Annotated in this window: 24 protein-coding genes and 1 riboswitch; of the genes, 8 read left to right on the top strand and 16 right to left on the bottom strand. The window is 60.8% G+C overall.

From position 1 onward, the window contains the following. Positions 1-2 precede the first annotated feature (2 nt). Entirely contained in the window at positions 3-1,211 is a 1,209-nt protein-coding gene (locus tag E7738_RS14960) for an MFS transporter (RefSeq protein ID WP_394515756.1), read from the bottom strand. Between the two features lie 93 nt (positions 1,212-1,304). Between E7738_RS14960 and E7738_RS14955 the strand changes: the two genes are divergently transcribed. Continuing rightward, positions 1,305-2,234, top strand: coding sequence for a LysR family transcriptional regulator (locus E7738_RS14955; RefSeq protein ID WP_021507873.1), 930 nt, complete (start codon positions 1,305-1,307; stop codon positions 2,232-2,234). 102 nt (positions 2,235-2,336) lie between these two features. On the opposite strand, the gene E7738_RS14950 is transcribed toward E7738_RS14955, so the two are convergent. The 10 genes from E7738_RS14950 to E7738_RS14905 form a co-directional block, all read right to left on the bottom strand. Beyond that, positions 2,337-2,837, bottom strand: coding sequence for a TIGR00645 family protein (locus E7738_RS14950; RefSeq protein ID WP_021507874.1), 501 nt, complete (start codon positions 2,835-2,837; stop codon positions 2,337-2,339). Positions 2,838-2,891: 54 nt separating this feature from the next. Further along, the gene (gene kdpD, locus E7738_RS14945) at positions 2,892-5,567 is read right to left on the bottom strand and encodes a two-component system sensor histidine kinase KdpD (RefSeq protein WP_211725836.1); all 2,676 of its coding nucleotides are present in this window, start codon (positions 5,565-5,567) and stop codon (positions 2,892-2,894) included. Positions 5,568-5,793: 226 nt separating this feature from the next. Continuing rightward, the gene (gene kdpC / locus E7738_RS14940; RefSeq protein ID WP_021507876.1) at positions 5,794-6,366 is read right to left on the bottom strand and encodes a potassium-transporting ATPase subunit KdpC; all 573 of its coding nucleotides are present in this window, start codon (positions 6,364-6,366) and stop codon (positions 5,794-5,796) included. 11 nt (positions 6,367-6,377) lie between these two features. Beyond that, positions 6,378-8,426, bottom strand: coding sequence for a potassium-transporting ATPase subunit KdpB (gene kdpB / locus E7738_RS14935; protein ID WP_021507877.1), 2,049 nt, complete (start codon positions 8,424-8,426; stop codon positions 6,378-6,380). Between the two features lie 7 nt (positions 8,427-8,433). Further along, positions 8,434-10,113, bottom strand: coding sequence for a potassium-transporting ATPase subunit KdpA (gene kdpA, locus E7738_RS14930; RefSeq protein WP_394515755.1), 1,680 nt, complete (start codon positions 10,111-10,113; stop codon positions 8,434-8,436). Continuing rightward, positions 10,113-10,202: a K(+)-transporting ATPase subunit F gene (gene kdpF / locus E7738_RS14925; RefSeq protein WP_021507879.1), complete on the bottom strand. Its 90-nt coding sequence runs from the start codon at positions 10,200-10,202 to the stop codon at positions 10,113-10,115. The genes kdpA and kdpF overlap by 1 nt, the downstream gene beginning before the upstream one ends. Positions 10,203-10,310: 108 nt before the next feature. Continuing rightward, complete coding sequence (locus tag E7738_RS14920) at positions 10,311-11,474, bottom strand: HD-GYP domain-containing protein (RefSeq protein WP_021507880.1); 1,164 nt, start codon at positions 11,472-11,474, stop codon at positions 10,311-10,313. Positions 11,475-11,565: 91 nt separating this feature from the next. After that, positions 11,566-11,898, bottom strand: coding sequence for a HigA family addiction module antitoxin (locus tag E7738_RS14915; RefSeq protein ID WP_058775157.1), 333 nt, complete (start codon positions 11,896-11,898; stop codon positions 11,566-11,568). 48 nt (positions 11,899-11,946) lie between these two features. Further along, positions 11,947-12,246 carry a type II toxin-antitoxin system RelE/ParE family toxin gene (locus E7738_RS14910; protein WP_059013049.1) on the bottom strand — a complete coding sequence of 100 codons (300 nt, stop codon included), beginning with the start codon at positions 12,244-12,246 and terminating at the stop codon, positions 11,947-11,949. A 59-nt stretch (positions 12,247-12,305) separates the two neighbouring features. Beyond that, on the bottom strand, positions 12,306-13,700 hold the full coding sequence (locus E7738_RS14905; RefSeq protein ID WP_058775155.1) for an MFS transporter: 1,395 nt from the start codon (positions 13,698-13,700) through the stop codon (positions 12,306-12,308). 435 nt (positions 13,701-14,135) lie between these two features. Between E7738_RS14905 and E7738_RS14900 the strand changes: the two genes are divergently transcribed. Then, positions 14,136-15,050 carry a sugar ABC transporter substrate-binding protein gene (locus tag E7738_RS14900; protein ID WP_021507882.1) on the top strand — a complete coding sequence of 305 codons (915 nt, stop codon included), beginning with the start codon at positions 14,136-14,138 and terminating at the stop codon, positions 15,048-15,050. A 372-nt stretch (positions 15,051-15,422) separates the two neighbouring features. Here the strand turns inward: E7738_RS14900 and E7738_RS14895 are convergent, their stop codons facing one another. Continuing rightward, positions 15,423-15,917 (bottom strand): GNAT family N-acetyltransferase, encoded by a 495-nt coding sequence (locus tag E7738_RS14895; RefSeq protein WP_021507883.1) that lies wholly within the window; start codon positions 15,915-15,917, stop codon positions 15,423-15,425. A 63-nt stretch (positions 15,918-15,980) separates the two neighbouring features. On the opposite strand from E7738_RS14895, the gene E7738_RS14890 reads away from it, so the two are divergent. Beyond that, positions 15,981-17,813: an ABC transporter ATP-binding protein gene (locus E7738_RS14890; protein WP_141496773.1), complete on the top strand. Its 1,833-nt coding sequence runs from the start codon at positions 15,981-15,983 to the stop codon at positions 17,811-17,813. On the opposite strand, the gene E7738_RS14885 is transcribed toward E7738_RS14890, so the two are convergent. Next, entirely contained in the window at positions 17,810-18,934 is a 1,125-nt protein-coding gene (locus E7738_RS14885; protein WP_264250228.1) for a GNAT family N-acetyltransferase, read from the bottom strand. The two genes, E7738_RS14890 and E7738_RS14885, sit on opposite strands and share 4 nt — an antisense overlap. A 185-nt stretch (positions 18,935-19,119) precedes the next feature. On the opposite strand from E7738_RS14885, the gene E7738_RS14880 reads away from it, so the two are divergent. The 3 genes from E7738_RS14880 to E7738_RS14870 all read left to right on the top strand — a co-directional run bounded on the left by E7738_RS14880 (position 19,120) and on the right by E7738_RS14870 (position 21,676). Beyond that, positions 19,120-20,019, top strand: a complete 900-nt coding sequence (locus E7738_RS14880) for a LysR family transcriptional regulator (RefSeq protein WP_058759361.1) — start codon at positions 19,120-19,122, stop codon at positions 20,017-20,019. 98 nt (positions 20,020-20,117) lie between these two features. Continuing rightward, positions 20,118-21,059, top strand: coding sequence for a glutathione S-transferase family protein (locus tag E7738_RS14875; protein ID WP_394515754.1), 942 nt, complete (start codon positions 20,118-20,120; stop codon positions 21,057-21,059). Between the two features lie 11 nt (positions 21,060-21,070). Beyond that, positions 21,071-21,676, top strand: coding sequence for an alpha/beta hydrolase (locus E7738_RS14870; protein WP_058759363.1), 606 nt, complete (start codon positions 21,071-21,073; stop codon positions 21,674-21,676). Here E7738_RS14870 and E7738_RS14865 read toward each other — a convergent pair. Together E7738_RS14865 and crcB are read right to left on the bottom strand one after the other, a co-directional pair. Beyond that, positions 21,673-22,470, bottom strand: a complete 798-nt coding sequence (locus tag E7738_RS14865; protein ID WP_394515753.1) for a sugar phosphate isomerase/epimerase family protein — start codon at positions 22,468-22,470, stop codon at positions 21,673-21,675. The two genes, E7738_RS14870 and E7738_RS14865, sit on opposite strands and share 4 nt — an antisense overlap. 106 nt (positions 22,471-22,576) lie before the next feature. Then, complete coding sequence (gene crcB, locus E7738_RS14860; RefSeq protein ID WP_021507890.1) at positions 22,577-22,954, bottom strand: fluoride efflux transporter CrcB; 378 nt, start codon at positions 22,952-22,954, stop codon at positions 22,577-22,579. A gap of 91 nt (positions 22,955-23,045) precedes the next feature. Beyond that, a riboswitch (Fluoride riboswitch) is annotated at positions 23,046-23,120 on the bottom strand. A gap of 107 nt (positions 23,121-23,227) precedes the next feature. Here crcB and E7738_RS14855 point away from each other — a divergent pair. Next, the gene (locus E7738_RS14855) at positions 23,228-24,145 is read left to right on the top strand and encodes a nucleoside hydrolase (protein ID WP_058780234.1); all 918 of its coding nucleotides are present in this window, start codon (positions 23,228-23,230) and stop codon (positions 24,143-24,145) included. A gap of 6 nt (positions 24,146-24,151) precedes the next feature. Here E7738_RS14855 and E7738_RS14850 read toward each other — a convergent pair whose 3' ends face one another. Continuing rightward, positions 24,152-25,180 carry a zinc-binding alcohol dehydrogenase family protein gene (locus tag E7738_RS14850; protein WP_394515752.1) on the bottom strand — a complete coding sequence of 343 codons (1,029 nt, stop codon included), beginning with the start codon at positions 25,178-25,180 and terminating at the stop codon, positions 24,152-24,154. Between the two features lie 134 nt (positions 25,181-25,314). Here E7738_RS14850 and E7738_RS14845 point away from each other — a divergent pair, with 134 nt between their 5' ends. After that, on the top strand, positions 25,315-26,217 hold the full coding sequence (locus tag E7738_RS14845) for a GntR family transcriptional regulator (protein WP_021507893.1): 903 nt from the start codon (positions 25,315-25,317) through the stop codon (positions 26,215-26,217). The last annotated feature ends 150 nt before the right edge of the window (positions 26,218-26,367 follow it).

Here is a 26,367-nt window from a genome sequence, read left to right as displayed (position 1 = left end):
AATTAGTTTTGCAGATGGCGACTGGCGAGACGAATCAGCAGCGCAAGCACAGCGGCAGCCGTCGCAAGGCTGACCACGCCATTCCAGCCGAAATGGGCCAGCGCCAGGCTGCCGAGCGCCGCGCCGGTCGCCATACCGATAAACACCACGGTGAACATCAGCGCATTGAGGCGGCTGCGCGCTTCCGGCGCCAGGCTGTAGACCAGCGTCTGATGCGCCACCAGCGTGGCCTGCACGCCAAGGTCAAAGCCGATGGTGCTGAGGATAATCAGGCCAAGCTGCGCCGGCACCGGCAGCACCGGCAGCAGGAACATCAGGGCAAACGACACCATCACCAGCGTGGCGCCATACTGGGTGACACGCGCCGGGCCGATGCGGTCGGCAAAACTGCCCGCCAGCGGCGCGGCCAGCGCCCCGGCGGCACCGGCCAGACCGAAGGCCCCTGCCACGGCGCTGTCGAGATGGAAGCGATCGCTCAGCATCAGCGCCAGGGTAGACCAGAAGGCGCTAAAACTTACCGACAGCAGGCCCTGCGCCAGCGCCGCACGGCGCAGCGTCTGGTGATGTTGCCACAGATGCGCCAGCGACAGCAGCAGACGCGGATAGCTCACCGTGGTGCCCGGCGTAAAGCGTGGCAGCGCGCGCCATAGCGCCAGGCTGCTAAGCAGCACCGCCGCCGCCGCCATCATGTACATGGTGCGCCAGCCCAGATACTCCGCCACCACGCCGCTCACCACGCGCGACAGCAGAATGCCGACCAGCAGCCCGGTCATCACCGTGCCGACGGTTTTGCCGCGGCTGCGCTCCGGAGCCAGCGCCGCCGACGCCGGCACAATGTCCTGCGCCACGGTAGCGGTTAAGCCGGTGACGAAGCTGGCGATCAGCAACGCATTGATGCCGCCGGAAAAGCCGCACAGCAGCAGCGCGGCGACCAGCAGCAAGCCTTTAACCAGAATGATGGTGCGACGATCGTGGCGGTCACCGAGCGGGGCCAGCAGCAGAATCCCCAGCGCGTAACCGGCCTGGGTGAGCATCGGCACCATACCGACGCTGCCGATGCCCACATTGAACTGTTTACTGATGATATCCAGCATCGGCTGGCTGTAGTAAATCGATGCCACGCTGAGACCGGCACCGGCCGCCAGCGTAAACACCAGCGGCACCGGCAGCGTTTCAGCAGGCATGGCAGAAGATTGAGACATGGCAGACATAGTGGTTTTCCCCCGTGATGATGCGCTTATTAAAGCGCGTTGCGGCCATACGCGGTAGACTGCTACGACACAGAACTGTTATGCAGGCTACGTATGAGCACACTCACCAGCGTTGACCGCATCGAACTGATGCAGACGTTTATCCGCATTGTTGAAAGCGGCTCGCTGTCGGCGGCCGCGGCGCAGCTCGGCACCACCCAACCCACCGTGAGTCGCCGTCTGCAGGCGCTGGAGCAGCGGCTCGGCCTGAAACTGATTTTACGCACCACCCATGCGCTGAAACTCACCGACGACGGGGAACGCTGCTATGCCCAGGCGCGGCAGCTGGTGGCGACCTGGCACGCGCTGGAAGATGAGTTAACCGGCGCGAATGACGACCCGATCGGCACGCTGCGCGTGCGTGCGCCGCATGCATTTGGTCAGGATCAGTTGATTGCGCCGCTGATGGATTATCTGCAGCGCTATCCGCGCCTGGCAGTGGAGTGGATGCTCAACGACCGCACGCCGGACTTTGTCAGTGAAAACGTTGACTGCGCCATTCAGGTCGGCGCGCCCACCGATCCGTCGGTGGTGGCGGTGCTGCTGGCGGAAGTGCCGCGCTTTGTCGTTGCGGCACCGGCGCTGCTGGCGGCTCATGCGCCGGTGAAAGAGGTTACCCAGCTGACGCAGCTGCCGTGGCTGGCGCTGACCAGTTTTTATCGTAATGAAATTGCGCTGCAGCGTCTCAGCGACGGCCAGCCGATCAACCTGGCGATTGCCCCGCGCCTCGCCAGCGATAGCCTGTACGCGGTGCGCAAAGCCGCGCTGGCGGGCATGGGCGCCGCGATTGTGTCGTCATGGGTGGTGCAGGAGGATTTAGCCAGCGGCGCGCTGGTGCAGCTGGTGCCCGACTGGCAGGCACCGCCGCTGCCGGTGTGGCTGACCTACCCGTGGGCCAGTTATTATCCGGCCCGCCTGCAGCATTTTTTCGCGATGATCAGGGACGTGATGCCGCAGCTGACCGGCACGCAGCCGGTGCGGTAAGAGGCCAGGTCGCCATGAATGGCGACCCTACGGGGCACTGCGGTTTTTACAGGGTGCGCATTGATGCGCACCTGGTGCAATCGGTCAGATCGTGCGTAAAGGTCACGATTTCTTTTCAACCTTCGACATATTATCCAGCCAGCCCATCACAAAGGCCGACAGCACGAAGGTCAGGTGGATGATCACGTACCACATCAGCTTTTCGTTGGCGACGTTGCGCGCATCCATAAAAATACGCAGCAGGTGAATCGATGAGATCGCCACAATCGAAGCTGCCACTTTGTTTTTCAGCGAGCCGGAATCCATCTTGCCGAGCCAGCTCAGCTTCTCTTTGCTTTCATCGATATCCAGCTTGGAGACAAAGTTCTCATAGCCGGACAGCATCACCATGACCAGCAGGCCACCGACCAGCGTCATATCCACCAGCGACAGCAGCAGCAGAATCAGATCGTTTTCCGCGATGCTGAGAATGTTGGGCAGCAGGTGAAAAATTTCCTGAAAAAATTTAACCGTCAGCGCCAGCAGCCCCAGCGAAAGTCCAATGTAAACCGGTGCCAGCAGCCAGCGCGATGCATACATCAGGTTTTCGGTAAAACGTTCCATAAGTTCCCATTTATCAACAGACAAGCCATCGAGTATAACCGAACTTATGTGAAGTTATTTCAGTGCTTCTTCAGAAATTTCAGGCGCGGCCGGCAGCGGCAGCGACAGGCGAAACACCGCCCCGCCCTGCGGCCGGTTTTCCGCCCAGATGCGTCCGCGATGCGACTCAATAATGGTTTTGCTGATGGCCAGCCCCAGCCCGACGCCCGGCACGGCCGACTCCTTGTCGCCGCGGGCAAACTTGTCAAAAATGCGCGTCAGATTCTCCGGCGCAATGCCCGGTCCGTTATCCCATACGGCAATCTCCAGCCGGGTTTTATCGCGCCAGGCACGAATGCCGTGCTGCGCGGCATTGCCGGCATACTTCAGGCTGTTTTCGATCAGGTTAGTAAACACCCGCTCCAGCATCGCGCTGTCGCCTTTGATCAGCACCAGCTCCGGCGGCAAATCCAGCGTGAAGTCGTGCCCTTTCAGCGACGGTCCCATGCTGCTTAGCGCGCCGCCAATCACCTCATCCAGCGCCACCCACTCTTCGCGCAGATTCAGCCCGCCGGACTGAATGCGCGCCATATCCAGCATGTTACTCACCAGCCGGATGGTGCTCAGCGTCTGTTCGCGGATCTGATTGGCCTGGCCGACGTATTTCGACTGCTCGCTGGCGAGGTCCAGCATCAGCATCTCGGCCTGGCCAAACAGCACCGTCAGCGGCGTGCGCAGGTCGTGCGACAGCGCCGACAGCAGCGCATTACGCAGCTGTTCACGCTCGGCGGCCAGCCGTGACGCGGCTTCGCTGTGTGACAGCGCCATGCGTTCCAGCGCGTTGGCAATCAGCACCGTAAAGGTCTCCACCAGCCGCTGCTGTTCGGGAATCATCAGCTGGCGCAGGTTGTCCGGCTCAACCACCAGCAGGCCGCGGCAGTGCGCCCCGCTTTTCAGCGGCAGAATCTGGTACGGCACCGCCGGTAACGTATCGGTGCCGGCTCCAGCCGGTTGCCCTTTGCTGTAGCTCCATTTGGCGATGCCGAGGTCGGGCGGCGTCCCGATGGTGCTTTCACCCGCCGACTGCAGCTCACCCTGTTCGTCGGGCAGCAGCAGCTGGCTGCGCGCCTGCAGCGTCACCTCAATGACGCGCTGGCTGGTAGCAGCGATATCCTGCGGCGTCAGCGCGCTGCCGAGCGATTTCGCCATCTCATACAGATGACGCGCGCGCTGTTCACGGTAGCGCGCCACCCGCGCCTGATAGCGCACGCCGGCGGTGAGATTGCCGACAATCACCCCGACCGCCAGCATCACCGCAAAGGTCACCAGATATTGCAGATCCGATACCGCCACCGTGCCGGTAGGAGCCACAAACACCAGGTCGAAGGCCAGAATATTGATTACCGTGGCGAACACCGACGGCCAGCGGCCAAAGCGCAGCGCCACCAGCACCACCGCCAGCAGATAGATCATCACCGCGTTGGCGGTATCAAACTCCACCAGCCACCAGCGGCCAATCAGCGTCACCAGCACGCAGAGCGCGATCGCCATCAGACACCCGCGCAGGTGCAGCCGCCATTTCTCGCCGCTGGCACGCTGGCCGCTCAGGGCCGCTGGCACATCGCGCACCGGCTCATCGAGCGCCACTACCAGCAGGTCAAGCTCCGGCCCCAGCTCGCCGAGACGCTGGGCAAAGCTGTCGCGTCGCCAGCGCCGCTGCGGCTGCCGGCCGGTAACAATTTTGCCGAGATTGTGCTCGCGCGCATAGCGCAGCACCGCGCGCGCCTCGTCCGGATCGGACAGCGTGGCGGTCTCCGCGCCCAGCTCCTGCGCCAGCTGCAGCGTGCGCAGAATGGCGCGCCTCTGCGCTTCCGGCAGTCGGTTGAGGCGCGGCGTTTCCACATACACCGCATGCCACTCGCTGCCGAGCCGGGCAGCGAGACGGGCGGCGGTGCGTACCAGCTTTTCACTGCCGGTGTCGTCACCGATGCACAGCAGAATCGCGTCGCGCGTGTGCCACACTTTGTCGCGCCCCTGCTGATCGCGCCAGGCGCGCATCTGATCGTCTACCCGGTCGGCCGTGCGGCGCAGCGCCAGTTCACGCAGCGCGAACAGGTTGCCTTTGCGGAAGAAATTTTCGATGGCGCGCTCGGCGCGGTCGCCGACGTACACTTTGCCCTCTTTCAGCCGCTGACGCAGATCGTCCGGCGGCAGATCCACCAGCACCACTTCATCGGCGCTGTCGAAAAAGGGATCAGGTACGGTTTCGCGCACCTGAATGCCGGTGACGCCGCCCACCACGTCATTCAGGCTCTCCAGATGCTGCACGTTGACGGTGGTAATCACGTCGATACCGGCATCCAGCAGTTCTTCAATGTCCTGCCAGCGCTTGGGATGGCGCGAGCCCTGTACGTTGGTGTGCGCCAGTTCATCCATCAGGATCACCGCCGGATGGCGCGCCAGCGCGGCGTCGAGGTCGAATTCCGCATGGCGCGACCGACCAGTGGCGCGCCGCGCCAGCACCGCCAGTCCCTGCAGCAGCGCGGCGGTCTCTTCACGGCCGTGGGTTTCGACCACGCCAGCCAGCACGTCCAGCCCCTGCGCACGCAGGCGCTGCGCCTCCTGCAGCATGGCGTAGGTTTTCCCTACGCCCGCACAGGCGCCGAAGTAGATTTTCAGTTTACCGCGATGGCTGTCGCTGTGATTGAGCAGCAGGGCATCGGGATCGGGGCGCGGTAATTCGTCGTGTATGTCGTTCAAATATTGAGTTCCGTACGAACAATGAAACGGTCGCCATAAATGGCGTTACGCTGTGGTGCGTGCATCGAAACGGTCGCCATAAATGGCGTTACGCTGTGGTGCATGCATCGAAACGGTCGCCATGAATGGCGTTACGCTGTGGTGCGTATATCGAAACGGTCGCCATAAATGGCGACCCTACGTTGTAGGGTGCGCATTCATGCGCACCGAATTCACCTCATCCCTGCAAATCATCCAGCGCCATATTCAGCCGCAGCACGTTCACCGTTTCTTCGCCGATAAACGGCAGCAGCGGGCGCTCGGTGTTGCGCGCAATCAGCGCCTCGACGTCTTTCAGCGTCATGTTGCGCGCTGCCGCGACGCGCGGTGCCTGCCACAGCGCGGCTTCAGGGGAGATGTCCGGATCCAGGCCGCTGCCTGAAGCGGTTACCAGCTCCACCGGCACCGCTGCCGGCGCCTGCGGATTAGCAGCGCGCAGCGCAGCCACCCGCTCCGCCACCGCTTTATCCAGCGCCGGATTACTGGCGGCAAGGTTGCTGCCGCCTGACGCCTGCGCGTTGTACGGCACGTCGCTGGTGGCCGATGGACGGCCCCAGAAGTGGCCCGGCTGGCTGAACGCCTGACCGATCTGCTCTGAGCCGCGCACCGCGCCGTCGCGCTCAATCAGCGAACCGTTGGCCTGCGACGGAAACCACCACTGCGCCAGGCCGGTGGTCAGCAGCGGATAAACCGCACCGGTCAGCAGGGTAAGCAGCACTAACAATACTATAGCCGGACGTAACTGACTCATTTCTCTTCTCCTTACACCAGGCCCGACAGCGTCAGCAGCAGGTCGATCGCTTTAATGCCAATAAACGGCACCACTAAACCGCCTACGCCATAAATCCACAGATTGCGCCGCAACAGCGCTGCCGCGCTCATAGGCCGATAGCTCACGCCTTTCAGCGCTAGCGGAATCAAAAACACAATCACCAGTGCGTTGAAGATCACCGCCGACAGAATCGCCGAGGCCGGTGAATGCAGCGCCATCACGTTCAGCATATTGAGCTGCGGATAGGTCACGGCAAACGCCGCCGGGATGATGGCGAAGTATTTCGCCACATCGTTGGCGATACTGAAGGTGGTAAGCGAACCGCGCGTCATCAGCATCTGTTTGCCGATGTGCACCACTTCCAGCAGTTTGGTCGGGTTGGAGTCAAGATCGACCATGTTGCCAGCCTCTTTCGCCGCCTGGGTACCGGAGTTCATCGCCACCGCCACGTCAGCCTGCGCCAGCGCGGGCGCATCGTTGGTGCCATCGCCGGTCATCGCCACCAGGCGCCCTTCCGCCTGATACTGGCGAATCAGCGCCAGCTTGGCTTCCGGCGTCGCTTCCGACAGGAAGTCATCGACACCGGCTTCCGCCGCAATCGCCGCGGCGGTTAACGGGTTATCACCGGTGATCATCACCGTTTTGATGCCCATCTTGCGCAGCTCGGCGAAACGCTCCTTGATGCCGCCTTTAACGATGTCCTTTAACGCCACCACGCCCAGCACCTGCGCGCCTTCAGCCACCACCAGCGGCGTACCGCCGGCGCGCGCCACCTCTTCCACCCGGGCGTTAACCTCAGCCGGGAAGCTGCCGTGACTGGCTTCGATATGACGGCGTACCGCGTCGACCGCGCCTTTACGGATCAGGCGATCCTGTACGTTGACGCCGCTCATGCGCGTCTGCGCGGAGAACGGGATAAAGCTGGCGCCCATGCTGCTGAGATCGCGTTCGCGCAGGTTAAATTTCTGCTTCGCCAGCACCACAATGCTGCGCCCTTCCGGCGTCTCATCGGCCAGCGATGCCAGCTGCGCCGCATCGGCCAGCTGCTGCTCGCTGACGCCCGGCGCGGGCAGGAACTGCGTCGCCTGGCGGTTGCCGAGCGTGATGGTGCCGGTTTTGTCCAGCATCAGCACATCCACGTCACCGGCGGCCTCCACGGCGCGCCCGCTGGTGGCAATCACGTTGGCTCCCAGCATGCGGCTCATGCCCGCCACGCCAATCGCCGACAGCAGTCCGCCGATGGTGGTGGGAATCAGGCACACCAGCAGCGCCACCAGCACCGTCACGCTAACCGGCGTGCCGCCCCAGGCGGAAAACGGCCACAGCGTAGCGGTCGCCAGCAGGAACACAATGGTCAGCGACACCAGCAGGATGGTCAGGGCGATTTCGTTGGGCGTTTTGCGGCGTTTGGCGCCTTCCACCATGGCGATCATGCGGTCGAGAAAGGTTTCGCCCGGATTGACGCTGCACTGAATCACCAGCCAGTCCGACAGGATGCGCGTCCCGCCGGTTACCGAGGCAAAATCCCCGCCGGATTCACGAATCACCGGTGCCGATTCGCCGGTAATGGCGCTCTCATCCACCGATGCGCCGCCCTCCAGCACTTCACCGTCGCACGGAATGATGTCACCGGCTTCCACCAGCACCACATCGCCTTTGCGCAGCGTATCGGCCGCCACCGGCCGCCACTGCGCACCGTGAAACGGTTCCGCCAGTTTCTTCGCATCGCTGTGCTTGTTCACCCCTTTCAGGCTGTTGGCCTGCGCCTTGCTGCGCCCTTCCGCCAGCGCTTCGGCGAAGTTAGCGAACAGCACGGTAAACCACAGCCAGATGGCGACCGCCGCGGTAAAGCCGGCGCTGCCGTTCAGCTGCCCCGCCGCCATACCGATGGCCAGCAGCGAGGTGAGCACGCTGCCGATCCACACCAGAAACATCACCGGGTTGCGAAACTGTACGCGCGGATCGAGTTTTTTCACCGCATCCAGCATCGCGGTGCGCGTCAGCGCCGCATCAAACAGCGCCAGTTGTTGACGACTCATGATTCCGTTATCCCTGAATAAGTTGCAGATGTTCCGCCACCGGGCCAAGCGCCAGCGCGGGAACGAAGGTCAGCGCACCCACCAGCAGCACGGTGCCCACCAGCAGTGCGATAAACAGCGGGCCGTGAGTCGGCAGCGTGCCGTTGCCCACCGGCTGAATTTTCTTCGCCGCCAGCGAACCGGCAATGGCCAGCACCGGAACGATGATGCCGAAGCGGCCGACCAGCATGCAGAAGCCCAGCAGCAGGTTCCAGAACGGGGTGTTGGCGCTGAGACCGGCGAAGGCGCTGCCGTTGTTGTTGGCCGCCGACGATACCGCATACAGCACCTCACTGAAGCCGTGAATGCCGGGGTTGGCCATACCGGCGCGTCCGGCTTCGGTCATCATCGCCAGCGCAGTACCCAGCAGCACCAGCGTCGGCGTCACCAGAATCGCCAGCGCGGTCATTTTCATCTCCCACACGTCGATCTTTTTGCCCATGTACTCCGGCGTACGGCCAATCATCAGACCGGCGATAAACACCCCGAGCAGCACGAACAGCAGCATGCCGTACAAGCCGGCACCGACGCCGCCAAACACCACTTCGCCCAGCTGCATCAGCCACATCGGCACCATGCCGCCCAGCGCAGTGAAGGAGTCATGCATGGCGTTTACCGCGCCGCACGACGCCGCAGTGGTGATCACCGCAAACAGGCTGGAGTTGAGAATGCCGAAGCGTGTCTCCTTGCCTTCCATGTTGATCGCGCTATCGGCACCCAGGGTCAGAAAGTGCGGATTGCCGCGCAGCTCAGCCCACATCACCGCGACCACCGCCAGCACAAACATGATGCTCATGGCCCACAGCAACATATGGCCCTGACGGCGATCGCCCAGCTGCTGACCAAAGGCAAAACACAGCGCGGTCGGGATCAGGAAGATGCTCAGCATCTGCACAAAGTTGGTCAGTGCCGTCGGGTTTTCAAACGGATGCGCCGAGTTGGCGTTGAAGAAACCGCCGCCGTTGGTGCCGAGCATTTTGATCGCTTCCTGCGAAGCCACCGGCCCGAGCGGCAGCGTTTGCTGCGCGCCTTCCAGCGTGGTGAAGGCATGATAGGGTTCAAAGTTCTGAATGCTGCCCTGGCTGACAAAAAACAGCGCCATCAGCAGGCTAATCGGCAGCAGCACGTAGACGGTGATGCGCGTCAGGTCGCGCCACGCGTTGCCGAGCGTTTCCAGCGAACGGTTGGCAAAACCGCGCATCAGCGCAAACGCCACCGCAATACCGGTTGCCGCCGAAAGGAAGTTTTGCACCGTTAAGCCCGCCATCTGGCTGAAGTAACTCAGCGTGCTCTCGCCCGCGTACGCCTGCCAGTTGGTGTTGGTGACAAAACTGATCGCCGTATTGAGCGCCAGATCCCAGCTCAGGCCAGGCAGATGCTGAGGATTGAGCGGCAGCGCGCCCTGCCCCATCAGCATCGCCAGCAGCAGCACAAAGCCGAGCGCGTTAAACAGCAGGATGGCCAGCAGATAGTGCGGCCAGCGCATCGCCGCGCCGTCAACGCCGGCCAGACGCCACAGCACGCGTTCGCTGCGCGCCAGCAGGGGTTTATCCGCCACCATCAGCGCCAGCAAGCGGCCCAGCGGCTGCGCCAGCGCCATCAGCACCAGCAGATAGCACGCAATCAGTAAAAACGCATTCGCCGCCATCAGAATGCCTCCGCATTAAGCAGGGCATAAATCAGGTAGCCCAGTAATAAAAATACCAGCACGATGCCGGCTATCACGCCCACACTCACAGCAACCTCCAGAGGATTTGGTAGTGCAGCAAGCATGCGCGGCGCGGCATAAAGAAGGGGTAAAAAGGCGCAGAGCGGGCGTAAAGAAAGTATAAAAACGCGGGCAGATCAGGCGCTTTCCAGCGCCCAGATGCGATTCAGGTCAACGTTGTGCCACAAGCCGCTGTCCTCAGCGCCGGTGATGGTATCGGTGCAGAAGCTGTCGCCGAGGTCCAGCGCTTCCGGTTTGACCTCGCGCTGCGAATGCAGCGACCAGAACACATGCACTTTGGGCTTCAGCAGCGATTTTTCTCCGGCCTGCACCACCAGCGCCACGCGCCCGGAGGCCAGCCGTACCAGCGAGCCCACCGGATAAATACCGATGGTGCGCACAAACGCGTGCAGCAGCGCACTGTCAAAGTGGCCGCGCCAGCTCAGCATATTGTGCATCGCCTCCGCCGGCGTCCAGCCTTTGCGATACGGGCGATCGGAGGTCACCGCGTCGTAGACGTCACACACCGCCGCCATGCGTGCGTAGAGCGAGATCTCTTCGCCCTGCAGCCGATGCGGATAGCCGCTGCCATCGAATTTTTCATGGTGATGCAGCGCAATATCCAGCAAATCTTCATCCGCATGGGCTTCCATCAGCATTTGCGCACCGACGATTGGATGCTGGCGCATAATCGTAAACTCTTCGTCGGTGAGCTTATCCGGCTTGTTGAGGATGGTCAGCGGCACCGCGGCTTTACCGACGTCATGCAGCAATCCGCCCATGCCCACGCGACGCAACTGCTGCTCATCCAGCCCCATTTTCTTGCCCAGCGAAATCATCAGACCGCACACCGCCATAGAGTGCAGGTAAGTGTAATCGTCATGATTTTTCAGCCGCGCCACGCTGAGCAGTGCGGTCGGCTCGCGGGTAATCGATCCGGCAATTTCATCGACCAGCTCAAGGGTAAAGGCAAGATCGAGGCCCTGCCCCATGCGCGCCTCGTTGAACATCGCCAGCACCTGCGGCTTGCCCTGATTGAAGATGCACTGCGCCTGATCCATCTCGCGGAAAAACGGCGTCTGCGGAATGTCTTTTTTCGGCTGCGGCGTGGCAGGCGCGCGCACCGACCGCTCGGGATCGATCCATACCTGCTGGATCCCCTCGTTACGGATCAGGGCGATCTGACGCTTATCGGTGATCAGCATCTGGTTGCGAATGCGTTTGTCCTTGATCCACCAGACCTCAAGCTTGTGGATAAACATGCCTGGCCGCAGCTCGTCAACGGTAATCAGCTTTATCACGATATCGCTCCTTAATATCAGTGGATGGTAAGGAGTGATATCGGCAGCTGAGCAAAAAATCTTCAGGGCGGCGTGACTGGTCGGGACAGGTTCAGGCAACCTGCGTGCCGCGCTGGGCTAAAAAGGCACTCAGCGTCATGACACGGCTTAACTCCTCCTGCGTTCTGGCGTCATTTTCCACTTCCCACTGATCGAGATGACGCTGCAGGTTAAGCCAGAATTCAATCGAGGTGGCGAAAACCCGTGCCAGCCGGTAGGCCATCTCAGTGCTGAGTTTACGGTTGTTATTCACCAGCGCGCTGACGGTGTTGCGATGCACATTCAGCATCTCCGCCAGATCATTCACTTTGAGGTTGAGCGGTTCGAGAAATTCATACTGCAGGACGTCCCCCACGCTGGTGGGTTTGCGCATTGCTTGTTTCATAAGGTGCTCTCTTTGGTACGGGTAGCGGGCCAGAAGGGATCGTTAGCGCTATTTTTTGTAGCGGTGCGGATCCAGATACAGATCCCAGGCTTCGCCTTTTGCCCACTGGAAAATTAGCCGATACTGCGCGTTAACCCGAATCGAATAATAACCCAGCAGCGGCGGCTTTAACGCTTCAAAACGGTTACCCGGCGGCGAACGCAAATCCTGATGCGAAGTGGCGGCATGAATGATATCCAGCTTACGCGCCAGCGCTGATTCAATCGCACGCGGAATCTGCGCATGCGGTGTCCCATGGGTATAAAATTGTGCCAGCCAGGCCTGACGAAACGCCCTGATTGAACCCATCCTGCTTCCCTGCCTGTCTTACGAACCAGCAGGTAAAATAGTGCACTCATGCACAGTGCTCAAGTGCACTTTTTAACATCATAGTTTATTTCCGATCGGGATTCCAGATCGGCAACCTCAGACCGATCGCCTACGCGTTCAATCGGGCCCATCACCAGCAGGAACAGCAGTGCCGCGACGACACAGTGCGCGCCGACGAACACCAGGCCAATGCTGTAGCTGCCGGTCAGGCCAACGATCACGCCAAACAACAGCGGCGTGATAAAGCCCGCCATGTTGCCGATGCCGTTGAAGATCGCGCCGGCGAGGCCAACAGCTTCTTTGGGCGCCGTATCGCTGACCACGGTCCAGGTGCCCGCGCCCGCCGCCACGCCTTTGCCGAAGAAGGCAAACGACATGATGGCGATAATGCCGGCGTTGGAAGGGATCACCGCAGCCAGAATCAGCGAGGCGGCCATCAGCATGCCAACGATGTACGGCGTTTTGCGCGCCCACGACAGGCTCCAGCCGCGCGCCAGCAGCTTATCTGAGATATAGCCACCGCTGATGCCGCCCAGAAAGCCAAACAGCGCCGGTGCAATGGTGGCGAAACCGGCATCCAGAATGTTCATGCCGCGCGCCTGCACCAGATAGATCGGGAACCAGGTAATGAAGAAGTAGCTAAGCGCGATGGTGCAATACTGGCCGAGGTAGGCGCACCACAGCATGCGGTTGGTGAGCAATGTTTTGAACATCGCTTTGCTGACCGGTGGCCGCGCCCGCAGCGTTTGCGCGGCGTCGATATCCACCAGCGCGCCGCCCTGTTCAATGTAATGTAACTCGCTGGCGGAAACGTGCGGATGCTGACGCGGGCTGCGCATATAGCCCGCCCAGACAAACACCGCCAGCACGCCGATGCCGCCGAGCACAAAGAATGGCCATTCCCAGCCATAACGCGACACCAGCCAGCCGGAGAGCGGTGAGAATATCGCCACGGCAAAGTATTGTGCTGAGGCAAACAGCGACGATGCGCGTCCGCGCTCTGCGCCCGGGAACCACATGATGACTGCGCGGGCGTTAGCGGGAAAGCTCGGTGCCTCAATCAGGCCCAGCGCGAAGCGCAGCGCAAACATCAGCGTCAGCGCCATGGTCATGCCACTGGAAAACTCACCGACAAATCCCATCAGCAGGGTCGAAACCGACCACAGCGCCAGCGTCACGCCGTAAACCTTTTTGGTGCCGAAGCGATCGAGAATCAATCCGCCGGGGATCTGGCCGATGACATACGCCCAGCTGAAAGCCGAAAGGATCAGGCCGAGCTGGATCGCCGACAGGCCAAACTCCTGTTTGATCGCTGAGCCGGAGATCGACAGGATCGAGCGATCGGCATAAGCGACCACTGACAGGAACAGAATCAGGCAAAGGATCCAGATACGCACATGGCTGTTCTGGCTGCGGTTTTTGCGTTGCAACATAGGCTGAATTCCTTGATGGAGGAGCATCCTGCCCCGAAGCGATGATGGTCAGGAATACCGCGCAGATTTCCCTGTTCAGCAACTATAGGAAGCCAGTGTTGCTCTGGTCATTGTGCGAATGAAGGAATCCGCGCGGCGAAACGGCGCGGGTTTTGGTCGCTGACACAAAGCCGGGTGCGGTAGCGCACAAAATCTTCAATCCGTGCTGGCTTTCGCCGCGGAATGTGCGCCAGCGCTGAGAAAAGAGTTTGCGCGATCACTATGAGCAGGCAAAGCATCCATGCGCGTCGGGCAAATTGTGCGCTACACAGCAAATTACCACGCAGCAGATTGCCAGCTCTGCTGCCGGCTCGTAGGCTGAAAATGATTTCATTGAGCCATTTTTAACACCAATGAAAAATTTATTCTAATAAACAGCTTACTCTGGAGTCTGCGATGAAAACCCTCAAGGCGATACTGTTACTTGGCCTGCTGACCAGTTCTGCTTCCGCGCTGGCGGAGAAGATCGGCGTGTCGATGGCCTATTTTGACCAGAACTTCCTTACCATTATTCGTCATGCCATCGATAAAGAAGCCAAAGCGCGCGGACTGGATGCCCAGTTTGAAGATGCGCGCGGCGACGTCGGCCGCCAGACCGACCAGGTGCAAAGTTTTATCAGCGCCGGCGTGGATGCCATCATCGTCGATCCGGTGGATTCTGCCAGCACACCACAGCTGACCAGACTGGCGCAGCAGGCGAAAATTCCGCTGGTGTACGTCAACCGCACGCCAGGCGATAAAACCCTGCCGCCCGGCGTGGTGTTTGTTGGTTCGGACGAACGCGAATCCGGCACGCTGCAAATGGAGGCGCTGGCTAAACTGGCGAATTATAAAGGTAACGTGGCGATCATGATCGGCAACCTGACCGATGCCGGCGCGCTGCAGCGCACCAAAGATGTCGAGCAGGTGGTGGCGAAATACCCGGGCATGAAAGTGGTACAGAAGCAGCCAGCAAATTATGCGCGCAACGAAGGCATGGACCTGATGCTCAACTGGATTGGCAACGGTGAAGCGATCGATATCGTCGCGGCCAATAACGATGAGATGGCGATTGGCGCGGCAATGGCGCTGGCAAAGAGCAATAAAAAGATTCTGGTGGGCGGCATCGACGCCACGCCGGACGGCCTGAAGGCTCTGGCGCAGGATAAGATGCAGGTGACGGTGTTTCAGGACGCCATCGGTCAGGGCAAAACCTCGGTAGACGTGGCGCAGAAGCTGATTAAAGGCGAGAAAGTGGCTTCACACGTGTGGATCCCGTTCGAGCTGGTGACCAAAGAGAATATGCAAAAGTACGTCGAGCGCAGCCAGTAGCAGACGGACACTGCGGGGGCGCGATTGTGGCGAGCTGAGTTGCCTGGTGCGCATCAATGCGCACCCTACAGATAGTCTGTGAAATTGTAGGGGCGCCATTTATAGCGACCTGGGTTGCCTGGTGCGCATGAATGCGCACCCTACAGGTAGTCTGTGAAATTGCAGGGGCGCCATTTATAGCGACCTGGCTCCTGGTGCGCATGAATGCGCACCCTACAGATATTCTGCGAACACTGTAGGGGCGTCATTTATGGCGACCTGGATTGCCTGGTGCGCATGAATGCGCACCCTACAGATATTCTGTGAACACTGTAGGGGCGCCATTTATGGCGACCTGGTTACAGGGCGCCCTGGTGCAGGCCGACGCAACCATCACTCGCGCAGTATCGCCATGACGATGATGTCGTGGTACTCGCCCTCGCGCAGGCAGGCTTTGCGCTTCACGCCTTCCTGCTCAAAGCCCAGGCGCTGATACAGACGCAGCGCGCGCTGGTTGTCGTGAAACACTTCCAGCTCAACGCGAATCACGCCCAGCCAGTTAAAGGCATAGTCGATACCGGTGCGGATCAGCCGCTCGCCGATGCCACGACCGCTAAACGCCGGATCGACGCCAATACCAAAACTGATGCTGTGACGCGTACGCGGGCGCTGTTCGGTAAACAGCGTCAGTTCGCCCACCATCTGCCCGTCGATTTCCGCCACAAAACCGATATAGCCTTCGCTGTCCATACGCTCGAATTTTTTCTGCCAGGTGGCGACGCTGGGAAACGGCAGCTGCGTGGTCCAGCGATACACCTCGGGATGACTGTATAAACGTTGATAGGCGGCGGCATCGCCCGGTTCGCGTCCGCGAATCTGCAAATCCATGTCGATAATCCCTGTTCAGTTGCACTAAGCTGTTAACTCTCACCGATCGGAAAGAGTGGCCTTATGTTGTATCGTCGTTTTGAACGTTTTATCAATATTTTTCAGGATGCCCCCACCGATTCCCCACCCGCCAGCGTGTGGCCGTTTTACCTCTATTATCTGCGTCAGGTGTGGCCAAGTTTTGTCGCGCTGCTGATTGTCGGACTGGCGCAGGCGCTGATCGAAGTGGCGCTGTTTAGCTATCTCAGCCGTATTATCGATCTGGTCAATCACACCACGCCCGCAACGCTGTTCAGCGATAACTGGCCGATTCTGCTGTGGATGGCGGCGGTGGCGCTGGTGCTGCGGCCGGTGGTGATCGCACTGCACGATATGCTGGTGCATCAAAGCATTAACCCCAGCATGACCAGCATGATCCGCTGGCAGCATCACAACTATGTGCTGCGGCAGAGCCTCAATTTCTTCCAGAACGATTTTGCCGGCCGTATCGCCCAGCGCATCATGCAAACCGGTAACTCGCTGCGTGACTCGGCGGTTCAGCTGGTGGATGCGATCTGGCACGTGGTGATTTACGCCGTGACCTCACTGGTGCTGTTCGCGGAAGCCGACTGGCGCCTGATGATTCCGCTAATCGTCTGGATTGTGGCGTACAGCCTGTCGCTACGCTTCTTTGTGCCGCGCGTTAAGCAGCGCTCGGTGGTGTCATCCGAGGCGCGCTCGAAGCTGATGGGCACCATCGTTGACGGTTACACCAATATCGCCACCCTGAAACTGTTTGCCCATAACGATCTGGAAAAACGCTATGCGCGCGACGCCATTCAGGAGCAGACCGACAAAACCCAGCACGCCAGCCGCATGGTGACCAGCATGGATATCACGCTGTCGACGCTCAATGGCCTGCTGATTGTCAGCACCTCCGGCCTCGCGCTGTGGCTGTGGAGCCAGTCGCTGATCAGCGTAGGCGCCATCGCGCTGGCCACCGGCCTGGTGATTCGCCTGGTGAACATGTCCGGCTGGATCATGTGGGTGGTGAACGGCATCTTCGAAAACATCGGCATGGTGCAGGATGGCCTGAATACCATTGCGCAACCGCTCAGCGTGCAGGATGCGCCGCAGGCGAAAAAGCTGCAGGTGACGCGCGGCCAGATCCGCTTTGAGGATGTGCGTTTTGACTATGGCGGCGGCCGCCAGGTGATTAACCGCCTGAATCTCAATATCAAGCCTGGCGAGAAAATCGGTCTGATTGGCCCGTCCGGCGCCGGTAAATCGACCCTTGTGAACCTGCTGCTGCGGCTGTATGACATCAACGGCGGGCGCATTCTGATTGACGATCAGGACATCGCGCAGGTCACACAGGCGAGCCTGCGCAGTCAGATTGGCATGATCACCCAGGATACGTCGCTGCTGCACCGCTCGATTCGCGAAAACCTGCTGTACGGTCGCCCGGATGCCAGCGAAGCCGAACTGCAGGCGGCGATTGTGCGCGCCCGCGCCGACGAATTTATCCCGCTGCTCTCCGATCCGCAGGGCCGTACCGGGCTGGATGCGCACGTCGGCGAGCGCGGCGTCAAACTCTCTGGCGGCCAGCGCCAGCGCATTGCCATCGCCCGCGTGCTGCTGAAAGATGCGCCGGTTCTGATCATGGATGAAGCCACGTCGGCGCTCGACTCGGAAGTAGAAGCGGCGATTCAGGAGAGCCTGGAGACGCTGATGCAGGGCAAAACGGTGATCGCCATCGCCCATCGCCTGTCGACCATCGCGAAAATGGACCGGCTGGTGGTGCTGGAAAATGGCGGTATTGTTGAGATGGGTAACCATCGCGAACTGCTGGCGCACGGCGGGCTGTACGCGCGCCTGTGGCAGCATCAGACCGGCGGATTTGTCGGCGTCGATTAATCGCCGCGCCGGTAAGGCAGGGCGTCGCGCGCTTCCTGTGCCCAGGCGTGTACCCCTGCCCGCTCCTGCTGCAGAAAATCCCCGACCGCATCACGCAGCCCCGGATGGCACAGATAGTGCCAGGAGTGGGTGAGTTGCGGTTCAAAGCCGCGCACCAGCTTGTGCTCGCCCTGCGCACCGGCATCAAAGCGCTGCAGCCCTTCGGCGATGGCGAAATCCATGCCCTGGTAGAAACAGGTCTCGAAGTGCAGCCGGTCAAACTCCGCCAGACAGCCCCAGTAGCGGCCATACAGCGTGTCGTCATCCACCAGACAGAAGGCCATGGCGGCGGGCTGCTGCTGTAGCGTGGCGATCACCACGCGAATCGCCTGCGGCATCCGCTCCGCCAGCAGGCTGAAGAAGGAGCGCGTCAGATAGGGACGCTGGCCGCGCACCGCGTAGGTGTTGGCGTAGCAGGTATACACAAAATCCCACTGATCTTCACGCAGCTCATCGCCACGATACCAGTTAAACGCAAAGCCGCTGCTGGCCACCTGTTCGCGCTCTTTGCGCAGCTGCTTGCGTTTGCGCGACATCAGCGTGTCGAGAAAGTCGTGAAAATCGCGGTAGCCGCGATTGTGCCAGTGATACTGCACGCCGAGGCGCGCCAGCCAGTCCGGCTGGGTTGCCAGCAGCGCGTTGGCGTGCGGCGTGGTGAAGTTGATATGTGCCCCGCTTAAGCCGTGCCGCTGCAACGCATCGGGCAGCGCCTCCAGCATCGGGATGATGGCCGTCTCGTCGCCCAGCAGCCGCGCACCGGTCACCGGGCTGAACGGAATGGCGCCGAGCCATTTGGGGTAATAGGCGATGCCGGCACGCTGGCAGGCATCGGCCCATGCGTGATCGAACACATATTCGCCCCACGAATTGCGTTTACGGTAGCCCGGCAGCGCCGCCCGCAGCCTGCCGTCTTCGCGCCACAGCAGATGATCCGGCTGCCAGCCGTTTTCCGCGCGCACGCTGCCACTCTCTTCCAGCGCGAGCAGGAAGGCGTGACGCAAAAAAGGTTGATTGTCAGGTAACAGCGCATCCCATTCGGCAGCGGTGATCTCCGCCAGCGATGACAGGTGAAGCAAAGGCATTGGTGGCTCCCGGCCAGCTTAAGGCGAACGCCTAGTTCAGCAGGTTTTGCCGCTGTGCGAAAGGTGCGGCGCACTGAATGTAAAGCGGGTCGTTGCGCCATGCTGCGCACATTGCTGTCGCGGCCCGTGCCACGATTTTTCACTTCGCCTGTGTATACTCACCCTTTTCCCTTGCAGGAAATACCATGGATCGTCTTGATTGTGATCGCATGTTTGTCGCCGTACTCGAAGTCGGCAGTTTTGCGGGTGCCGCCGCCCGGCTCGGCACCAGCAGCGGCCAGGCGTCAAAGCTGGTGTCGCGTCTGGAGCAGCAGCTTGGCGTGCAGCTGTTCAAGCGCAGCACACGGGCGCTGTCGCCCACCGAGATCGGCCGCGCCTATTACGAGCGGGTGAAAACCCTGCTGGAGGCGTTCGACGCGCTGGATGCCACGGTGCAGGAGAATGCCCGCTCGCCCACCGGCCGCCTGAAGATTAGCGCACCCGGCACCTTCGGCACCGCGGTGCTGGCCAGCGTGCTGGTGGCGTTCGCGCGTCACTATCCGCTGATTGAGCTGGACGTCAACTTCTCCGACCGCGCCGTGAATATCGTCGATGAAGGCTTCGATATGGCGATCCGCATCGGCAAGCTGGACGACAGCAGCCTGATTGCGCGCCGTCTGGGCGAGGTGCCGATTCGCCTCGCCGCCGCGCCCGGCTATCTGCTGCAGCACGGCACGCCGCAGCACTGGCGCGATCTGGCGACGCATCAGTGCATCAGCGACACCAACTTTCGCGATCCCTGGCACTGGCCGTTCGTTACGCCGTGTGGCGACAGCGTCAGCATGCCGATTCGCGGCCGCCTGTGCTTCTCCAACACCGAAGCCTGCCTGCAGGCGGCGCTGGCCGGCCTCGGCATTGCGCGTCTGCCCGGTTTTATCGCTGCACCGGCGCTGCAGCGGGGCGAAATCGTCACGCTGCTGGAGGACTTTGCGCCGCCAGCCATGGGCCTGTTTGCTCTGTATCCGCCCGCGCGCCATCTGGCGCAGAAAACCCGCCTGCTGATCGACTTTCTGGCCGAGCACTTCCGCCTGCATCCGCCCGGCTGATTCCTTCCATTCTGGAAACAATAAAAGCCGTTTTGCCCGGATTATCAGCATAACGGCAGCACGGTAAGCTGCTGACATCACTTCAGAGGAGCAGAGCGATGTTGGTAAACGGTAAGTGGAGCGCAGAGTGGCATCCGGTTCAGGCCACCGATAAACAGGGTGGCTTTGTACGCCAGACTTCCAGCTTTCGTCACTGGATTAGCGCCGATGGCAGCAGCGAATTTGCCGCCGAGCCGGATCGCTATCATCTGTATGTCGCGCTGATCTGCCCATGGGCCTCGCGCACGCTCATTGCGCGCAGCCTGAAAGGGCTGGAGCAGATTGTCAGCGTGTCGGTGGTTGAGCCGCAGCTTGGCGCGCAGGGCTGGCGCTTCGGCGATTATCCCGGTGCCGATCGCGACCCGCTGAACAACGCTGAGTATCTCCACCAGCTGTATACCCGCGCCGACGCCGACTTCACCGGGCGCGCCACCGTGCCGGTGCTGTGGGATAAAAAAAACCAGACCATTGTTAACAATGAGTCGGCGGATATTCTGCGCATGTTCAACAGCGGCTTTGGCGATCTGGCTGACAACCGGCTCGATCTCTACCCTGAGGATCTGCGCCCGGAGATCGACGCGCTGAACGCAACGATCTATCCGCGACTTAATAACGGCGTTTATCGCACCGGTTTCGCTACTACCCAGGTGAGCTATCAGCAGGCGTTTAATGAGGTATTCGAGCAGTTGGATGAGCTGGAGCAACGGCTGAAAGATGGCCGCACTTTTCTGCTGGGTGAACGACTGACCGAAGCCGATATCCGCCTGTTCGTGACACTGATACGCTTTGACGTCGCCTATCACGGCCTGTTCAAATGCAACCTGCGCCGCCTGCGCGATTACCCGCTGCTCGATCGTTATCTGAAGAGTGTGCTGGCGGTCTCCGGCGTGCGGCAAACGGTGAACATCGATCACATCAAACAGGGCTATTATTCGATTAAAGCGCTGAATCCCAACGGCATCGTGCCGGCGGGACCGGATTTGGCGGACTACGGTTTTTAAGGAGCAGGGCAATGGCAAAAGCGTTAGTGGTGTTTTTACATGGCGTCGGCAGTAATGGCGCGGATTTGGCGGTGCTGGGGCAACACTGGTCAGCGCTGCTGCCCGACGTGGCATTTGCCGCGCCCGATGCGCCCTTTCCCTTCGAGCACGCTATGGGCTATCAGTGGTTCAGCCTGACCGGCATCACGCCGGAAAACCGTCCGGCACGCGTACGGGCTGCGCGCGACGCCTTTGACGCCACGCTGCAGCAGCTGATGGCGCAGCACGCGATGGCCGGCGCATGGCAAAAGGTGATTCTGGTGGGATTCTCGCAGGGCTCGATCATGGCGCTGGATGCGCTGGCCTCCGGACGCTATCCGCTGGCTGGTGTGGTGGCCTTCTCCGGTCGCCTGGCCTTTGACGAGGCGCTCACGCCGCCGCCGCATGCCTCCGCGCTGCTGATTCACGGCAAAGCCGATGAGGTCATCCCGTTCAGCGAAACCGTCTCCGCCGCGCAGCGCCTGCAGAGCGCGGGCGTCGCGGTCACCGCACAGTATGAACCCACCACCGGTCACACCATTTCCAGCCACGGCGCGATGCAGGCAGCGGCCTACATCGCCCAGTGCCTGCAGGATTAAGGCCAGTAGCGCTGCAGCGCCTGCCACGCCTGACGCGCGACCGCTTCCGGCGGCTGTGCTTTGAGGCGATCGTTAAACACTTCGATGCCCACCGGACCGCGATAGCCTGCGCTTTTCAGCTTATCGACAAAGCGTTCCACTTCAATGATGCCGTCGCCGGGCAGTAAGCGCTGATGGCGCGCATAGTCGCTCAGCGCCTGCTTTTCCTGCGGTGGCATCTGCGCCATATCGCACAGCTGCACTTCATAAATGCGGTCGGCCGGAATGCCGTCGAGCTGAGAGGCATCGCCACCGCGTGCGCAGATGTGGAACAGATCGACCACCAGCCCGATATTGGGCTGATCCAGCCGCTGCAAACGCTGCCACGCCAGCGGCAGCGTATTGTCGACGCTGCACCACGCCATCGGTTCATACATGATGCGCATGTTATAGCGCGCGGCTTCCGAGGCCAGCCAGCGCAGATCTTCATCAATGCGCTCCGCAACGCAGTCTTCGCGCGTGGTCGCCGGCGCCTGAATGGTATCGCAGCCCAGCGATTGCGCGACGCGAATGAAATCACGCAGTTCGGCGCGCTTTTGCAGCCGTTCGCTGTCCGGCGCGCCGGTAAAGTCACGCAGCACCTGCAGATTGGTAAAGCCCAGGTTTAGCTGCGCGGCCAGCGCCGCCGTGTGCTCAGTAACCTCTTCCCGCCATATTTCAACCTGATCGAACCCGGCGGCACGCGCCGCCTGCAGCTTATGCGCCGATTCACCGTTTAACAGCACCAGGTTAAGGAATTTCGGGTTTGCAGACATCAACAGCTCCTTAATCGTCCGGATAAAGCGGTGACAGAGGCTGTGCGCCACCCGCACAGCATCCTGATCAGTATCCCCCTCTTAAGGGTGATTTCAAGCGTGTCGTTTAGCCCAGCAGGTTCACCACGGCGAAACCGGCAAAGGTCATCAGCAATGAACCGATGACATGCACCATCACGCTCGACATTGCCCACAGGTATTTTCCTGATTGTAGCAACACCACGATCTCGGCCGAGAAGGTCGAAAACGTCGTCAGCCCGCCGCACAGGCCGGTGACGATCAGCAGTTTCCATACGGGATCGATGTGCGGATTGCGCACAAACCACGCCATCGCCGCGCCAATAATAAAGCCACCGACCAGATTAACGATCAGCGTACCTGGCGGCAGGTTGGGGAATAACGTATTGAAACGCAAAGAGATAAGCCAGCGCAGCGTGCAACCGATGGCACCACCGATCATGACCGCGAACAGCGACTTCAGCATAGTCTGGAGCTCCTGAATTGAGATACGCGCAGGGCCGCGGCAGGACAGAAACTACACCTGACACACCGCCGTCTCCCGCGCAGGGATAAGCAAGTTGTCAGGCGTCATCAGCCGTCTGTAACCAGAGGGCGGTTGGGTAAGGTGGCACGCCATCACCTCAGAGGCACGATAATACGCTGGCGCGGCGGAGGTGACAATATTCACCTGCCGTCAGCGTATCGTCGGGAACAATTATGTTTTACCGTGGCAGACATCATCAGCGAGGAGATTCCGATGCGTACCCTGATTTTTGATACTGATATCGGCGTGGATGACGCCTTTGCGCTGGCGTATGCGGCGCGCACGCAGCAGCTGCTGGGCATCACCACGGTGTTTGGCAATGTCGCGGTTGGCCAGGCGGTAAAAAATGCCCGGCTGTTCTGTGCAAAGATGAACATCAGCGCGCCGGTGTATCGTGGCTGTGCGCGTCCGCTGGCGCTGGCCCCTTCCGCACCGGCTACCCTGCACGGCGCAGACGGTCTCGGCGATGCCTTCGATAACCCGTATAGCGATGCCGCCGACAGCGCGGTGCAGTTCATCATTGATAGCGTACGCGCGCAGCCGCACGCGATTACCCTGGTGGCAATCGGGCCGCTGACCAATATCGCCTGCGCCATCAACCAGGCGCCAGACATCATTCCGCTGGTGAAAGAGCTGGTGATCATGGGCGGCGCGTTTGGCACCGACGGCCACGCCGGTAACGTGACGCCGTTCGCTGAGTTCAATATCTGGAAAGATCCGCATGCCGCCGATCAGGTGCTGGCCTCGGCGCTACCGGTGGTGATGCTGCCGCTGGATGTGACGCACAAGGTGCTGATCAGCGGAGAGGAAGTGCGCCAGCTGAATCAGCCGGTGTTGAGTGCCATCTGCCGGCCTTATCTGGCTTACAGCCTGCAAAAAGAAGGATTTGATGGCATGGCGCTGCACGATACCCTGACGCTGTCGTGGCTGGCGCTGCCGCAGGCGTTCAGCGTGACGACAGCGCCGGTGCGCGTGGTGACCGAAGGCATCAGCCGCGGCCAGACGCTGCAGCGCGTGAGCACCCTCGCCTCGCGCGACGATCCATTCGCCGGCCTGCGCGCCCAGCGGTTGTGTCTGGGCGTCGACGCCGAGGCGGTACGGCAACATTTTTTTGCCACACTGCGCGCCTGACACTCTCTAGCGGGCGAAATGGATGACGCCTTTGATCAGCTCAGGGTTGTTGATCACCCCGGGCTCAAAAGTCTCGGCCAGCGTCGAGAAGTCGTAATGGCGGTTGAGCATCATATCGGCCCGCAGCTGACCGCTGGCCATCAGGGCGCGCACCTTGTCGAAGTCTTCCCGCGTGGCGTTGCGGCTGCCCAGCAGCGTGGTCTCCTTTTTGTGAAACTCGGTGTCAGGGATCACCAGATCGCCTTTGTGCAGGCCAACAAACACGATGGTGCCGCCGTGACGAATCAGCTGCACGGCGCTGTTCATCGCCGCCGGGCTGCCGGTGGCGTCAATCACTTTGCCGGCCAGCCGTCCGCCAAACTCTGCGCGTAGCGCGGCCGTAAAATCCGCCGCCAGCGGATCGATCGTCGCCAGCTGCAGCTGCTGCGCAACGTGCGCGCGCCGCTGCGCGCTGGTATCGGCCACCACCACCTGCGCACCGGCTGCGGCGGCAATCGCCGCGACGCCCAGGCCAATCGGTCCGGCCCCGACCACCAGCACCTGCTCATCGGCGACCAGCGCCGCGCGTCGTACCGCATGGGCGCTGATGGCAAAGGGCTCAATCAGCGCCGCTGCTTCGGGCGCCACATCATCAACCGCCAGCAAATTAGTGTCCGGCACGCTGAGAAACTCGCAAAAACCGCCGTCCTGATGCACGCCAATCACTGAAATCTGTTCACAGCAGTTGGTTTTGCCGCTTAAGCAGGCGTCGCAACCCTGACAGGCCACGTAAGGAATCAGCGCCACGCGCTGCCCTGGCTGAAAACCCTGCGCCGCCGCGCCCAGCGCCACCACTTCACCGCACAGCTCATGACCGAGCACGCGCGGATAGGAGAAAAACGGCTGATTGCCAGCCCAGGCGTGAATATCGGTGCCGCAAATGCCGGCGGCAATCGGTTTAATCAGAACTTCGTGCGCGGCAGGCGTCGGTACGCTGCGCTGCTGCCACACCATGCTGCGCGGCTCGGCGACCACCAGCGTTTTCATATTCGTCATCGTTTCCTCCTGGCTGTTCACGCAGTTATGGCGAAAATCGACCGCGGCGGGAGGTTGCGCTGTACGAAGTGTGAGTCAGCGCGATTTTTTTGGGCTTTGTGTGGTTTTTAATGCATAAAAAACCGGAGGGCCGTATGAGCCGAAGTCAGAATCTGCGCCAGAACGTCATCAATCAAATGCTGGAAGCCATTGCCCGCCGCCATGTGCGCTCGCCGCTGCCCCCGCAGGCGGCGCTGGCCGAGATGTTTAATATCAGCCGCACCACGGTGCGGCACACGCTGCAGCATCTGCATCAGCGCGGCGTGCTGGAAAAAGTGGCTGAGACCTACGTGATCGTGCGCGATCCCTGCGAGGAGGATGGATTTAGCGTACTCAGCCCACCGATCGACCAACAGGCGGTGCAGTTTGAGCAGGCGTTTTTTAACCTGATTAATCAGCGCTTGCTGATGCCAGGCGACAGTTTTACCGAACTGCAGCTGGCGCAGCAGGTGCGGGTCAGCCCGGTGGTGGTGCGCGAGTTCCTGCTGCGCTTTATGCGCTATAACCTGCTGGAACCGGTTAAGCGCGGCCACTGGCGAATGAAGAAATTCGATCAGGAGTACGCCGAAAAGCTGTTTGAACTGCGCGAAATGCTGGAAACGCACGCGCTGACCCGCTTTCTTAACCTCGCCGCCGGTGATGAACGCTGGGTGCAGGCGCGCGATCTGCTGGATCGTCATCGCGCGCTGCGCGACACCATCGCCAGCAACTACCGCCAGTTTGCCGCGCTGGATAAAGAGATGCATACGCTGATTCTCTCCGCCGCCAACAATCCGTTTTTCAACCAGTCACTGGAAATTATCTCTGTGATTTTTCACTCGCATTATCAGTGGGATGAAAGCGACCTGAAACAACGCAACATCGTCGCGCTGGAGGAGCATATGGCGATTCTCACCGCGCTCATCAGCCGCCAGGATGTGGACGCGCTGTGCGCGCTGCATGCGCATCTCAGAACCGCCAAACACTCAATGATCCGCTCTATCCGGCAGTACAATTAAAAACCGATTAAAAACCACAAAGCATAAGCGCCCGCACGAATCAGAAACATGTTTGCAACATCTCCCGCGGTTTACTTCTAGTCTCGAAGGCAGCCCCTTAGGGCAGCCCGTTTCGCTGCCGCAGGAACCCCAAGACTGATAACGATAAGT

The sequence above is a fragment of the Pantoea sp. SGAir0430 genome (assembly GCF_043549295.1).
Note: the sequence above shows the minus strand (reverse complement) of the source record. Positions and strands in the feature narration are given on the sequence as shown.

What these genes read in the sequence shown, in the direction of transcription:
- E7738_RS14880 (WP_058759361.1), top strand. Translation starts at nt 19,120, where the DNA reads ATGGATCGTCTTGATTGTGATCGCATGTTTGTCGCCGTACTCGAAGTC.
- E7738_RS14900 (WP_021507882.1), top strand. Translation starts at nt 14,136, where the DNA reads ATGAAAACCCTCAAGGCGATACTGTTACTTGGCCTGCTGACCAGTTCT.
- E7738_RS14960 (WP_394515756.1), bottom strand. Translation starts at nt 1,211, where the DNA reads ATGTCTGCCATGTCTCAATCTTCTGCCATGCCTGCTGAAACGCTGCCG.
- E7738_RS14885 (WP_264250228.1), bottom strand. Translation starts at nt 18,934, where the DNA reads ATGCCTTTGCTTCACCTGTCATCGCTGGCGGAGATCACCGCTGCCGAA.
- E7738_RS14855 (WP_058780234.1), top strand. Translation starts at nt 23,228, where the DNA reads ATGCGTACCCTGATTTTTGATACTGATATCGGCGTGGATGACGCCTTT.
- E7738_RS14875 (WP_394515754.1), top strand. Translation starts at nt 20,118, where the DNA reads ATGTTGGTAAACGGTAAGTGGAGCGCAGAGTGGCATCCGGTTCAGGCC.
- crcB (WP_021507890.1), bottom strand. Translation starts at nt 22,954, where the DNA reads ATGCTGAAGTCGCTGTTCGCGGTCATGATCGGTGGTGCCATCGGTTGC.
- E7738_RS14915 (WP_058775157.1), bottom strand. Translation starts at nt 11,898, where the DNA reads ATGAAACAAGCAATGCGCAAACCCACCAGCGTGGGGGACGTCCTGCAG.
- E7738_RS14955 (WP_021507873.1), top strand. Translation starts at nt 1,305, where the DNA reads ATGAGCACACTCACCAGCGTTGACCGCATCGAACTGATGCAGACGTTT.
- E7738_RS14950 (WP_021507874.1), bottom strand. Translation starts at nt 2,837, where the DNA reads ATGGAACGTTTTACCGAAAACCTGATGTATGCATCGCGCTGGCTGCTG.
- E7738_RS14850 (WP_394515752.1), bottom strand. Translation starts at nt 25,180, where the DNA reads ATGACGAATATGAAAACGCTGGTGGTCGCCGAGCCGCGCAGCATGGTG.
- E7738_RS14895 (WP_021507883.1), bottom strand. Translation starts at nt 15,917, where the DNA reads ATGGATTTGCAGATTCGCGGACGCGAACCGGGCGATGCCGCCGCCTAT.
- E7738_RS14890 (WP_141496773.1), top strand. Translation starts at nt 15,981, where the DNA reads ATGTTGTATCGTCGTTTTGAACGTTTTATCAATATTTTTCAGGATGCC.
- E7738_RS14905 (WP_058775155.1), bottom strand. Translation starts at nt 13,700, where the DNA reads ATGTTGCAACGCAAAAACCGCAGCCAGAACAGCCATGTGCGTATCTGG.
- kdpC (WP_021507876.1), bottom strand. Translation starts at nt 6,366, where the DNA reads ATGAGTCAGTTACGTCCGGCTATAGTATTGTTAGTGCTGCTTACCCTG.
- E7738_RS14865 (WP_394515753.1), bottom strand. Translation starts at nt 22,470, where the DNA reads ATGTCTGCAAACCCGAAATTCCTTAACCTGGTGCTGTTAAACGGTGAA.
- E7738_RS14910 (WP_059013049.1), bottom strand. Translation starts at nt 12,246, where the DNA reads ATGGGTTCAATCAGGGCGTTTCGTCAGGCCTGGCTGGCACAATTTTAT.
- kdpB (WP_021507877.1), bottom strand. Translation starts at nt 8,426, where the DNA reads ATGAGTCGTCAACAACTGGCGCTGTTTGATGCGGCGCTGACGCGCACC.
- E7738_RS14845 (WP_021507893.1), top strand. Translation starts at nt 25,315, where the DNA reads ATGAGCCGAAGTCAGAATCTGCGCCAGAACGTCATCAATCAAATGCTG.
- kdpA (WP_394515755.1), bottom strand. Translation starts at nt 10,113, where the DNA reads ATGGCGGCGAATGCGTTTTTACTGATTGCGTGCTATCTGCTGGTGCTG.
- E7738_RS14870 (WP_058759363.1), top strand. Translation starts at nt 21,071, where the DNA reads ATGGCAAAAGCGTTAGTGGTGTTTTTACATGGCGTCGGCAGTAATGGC.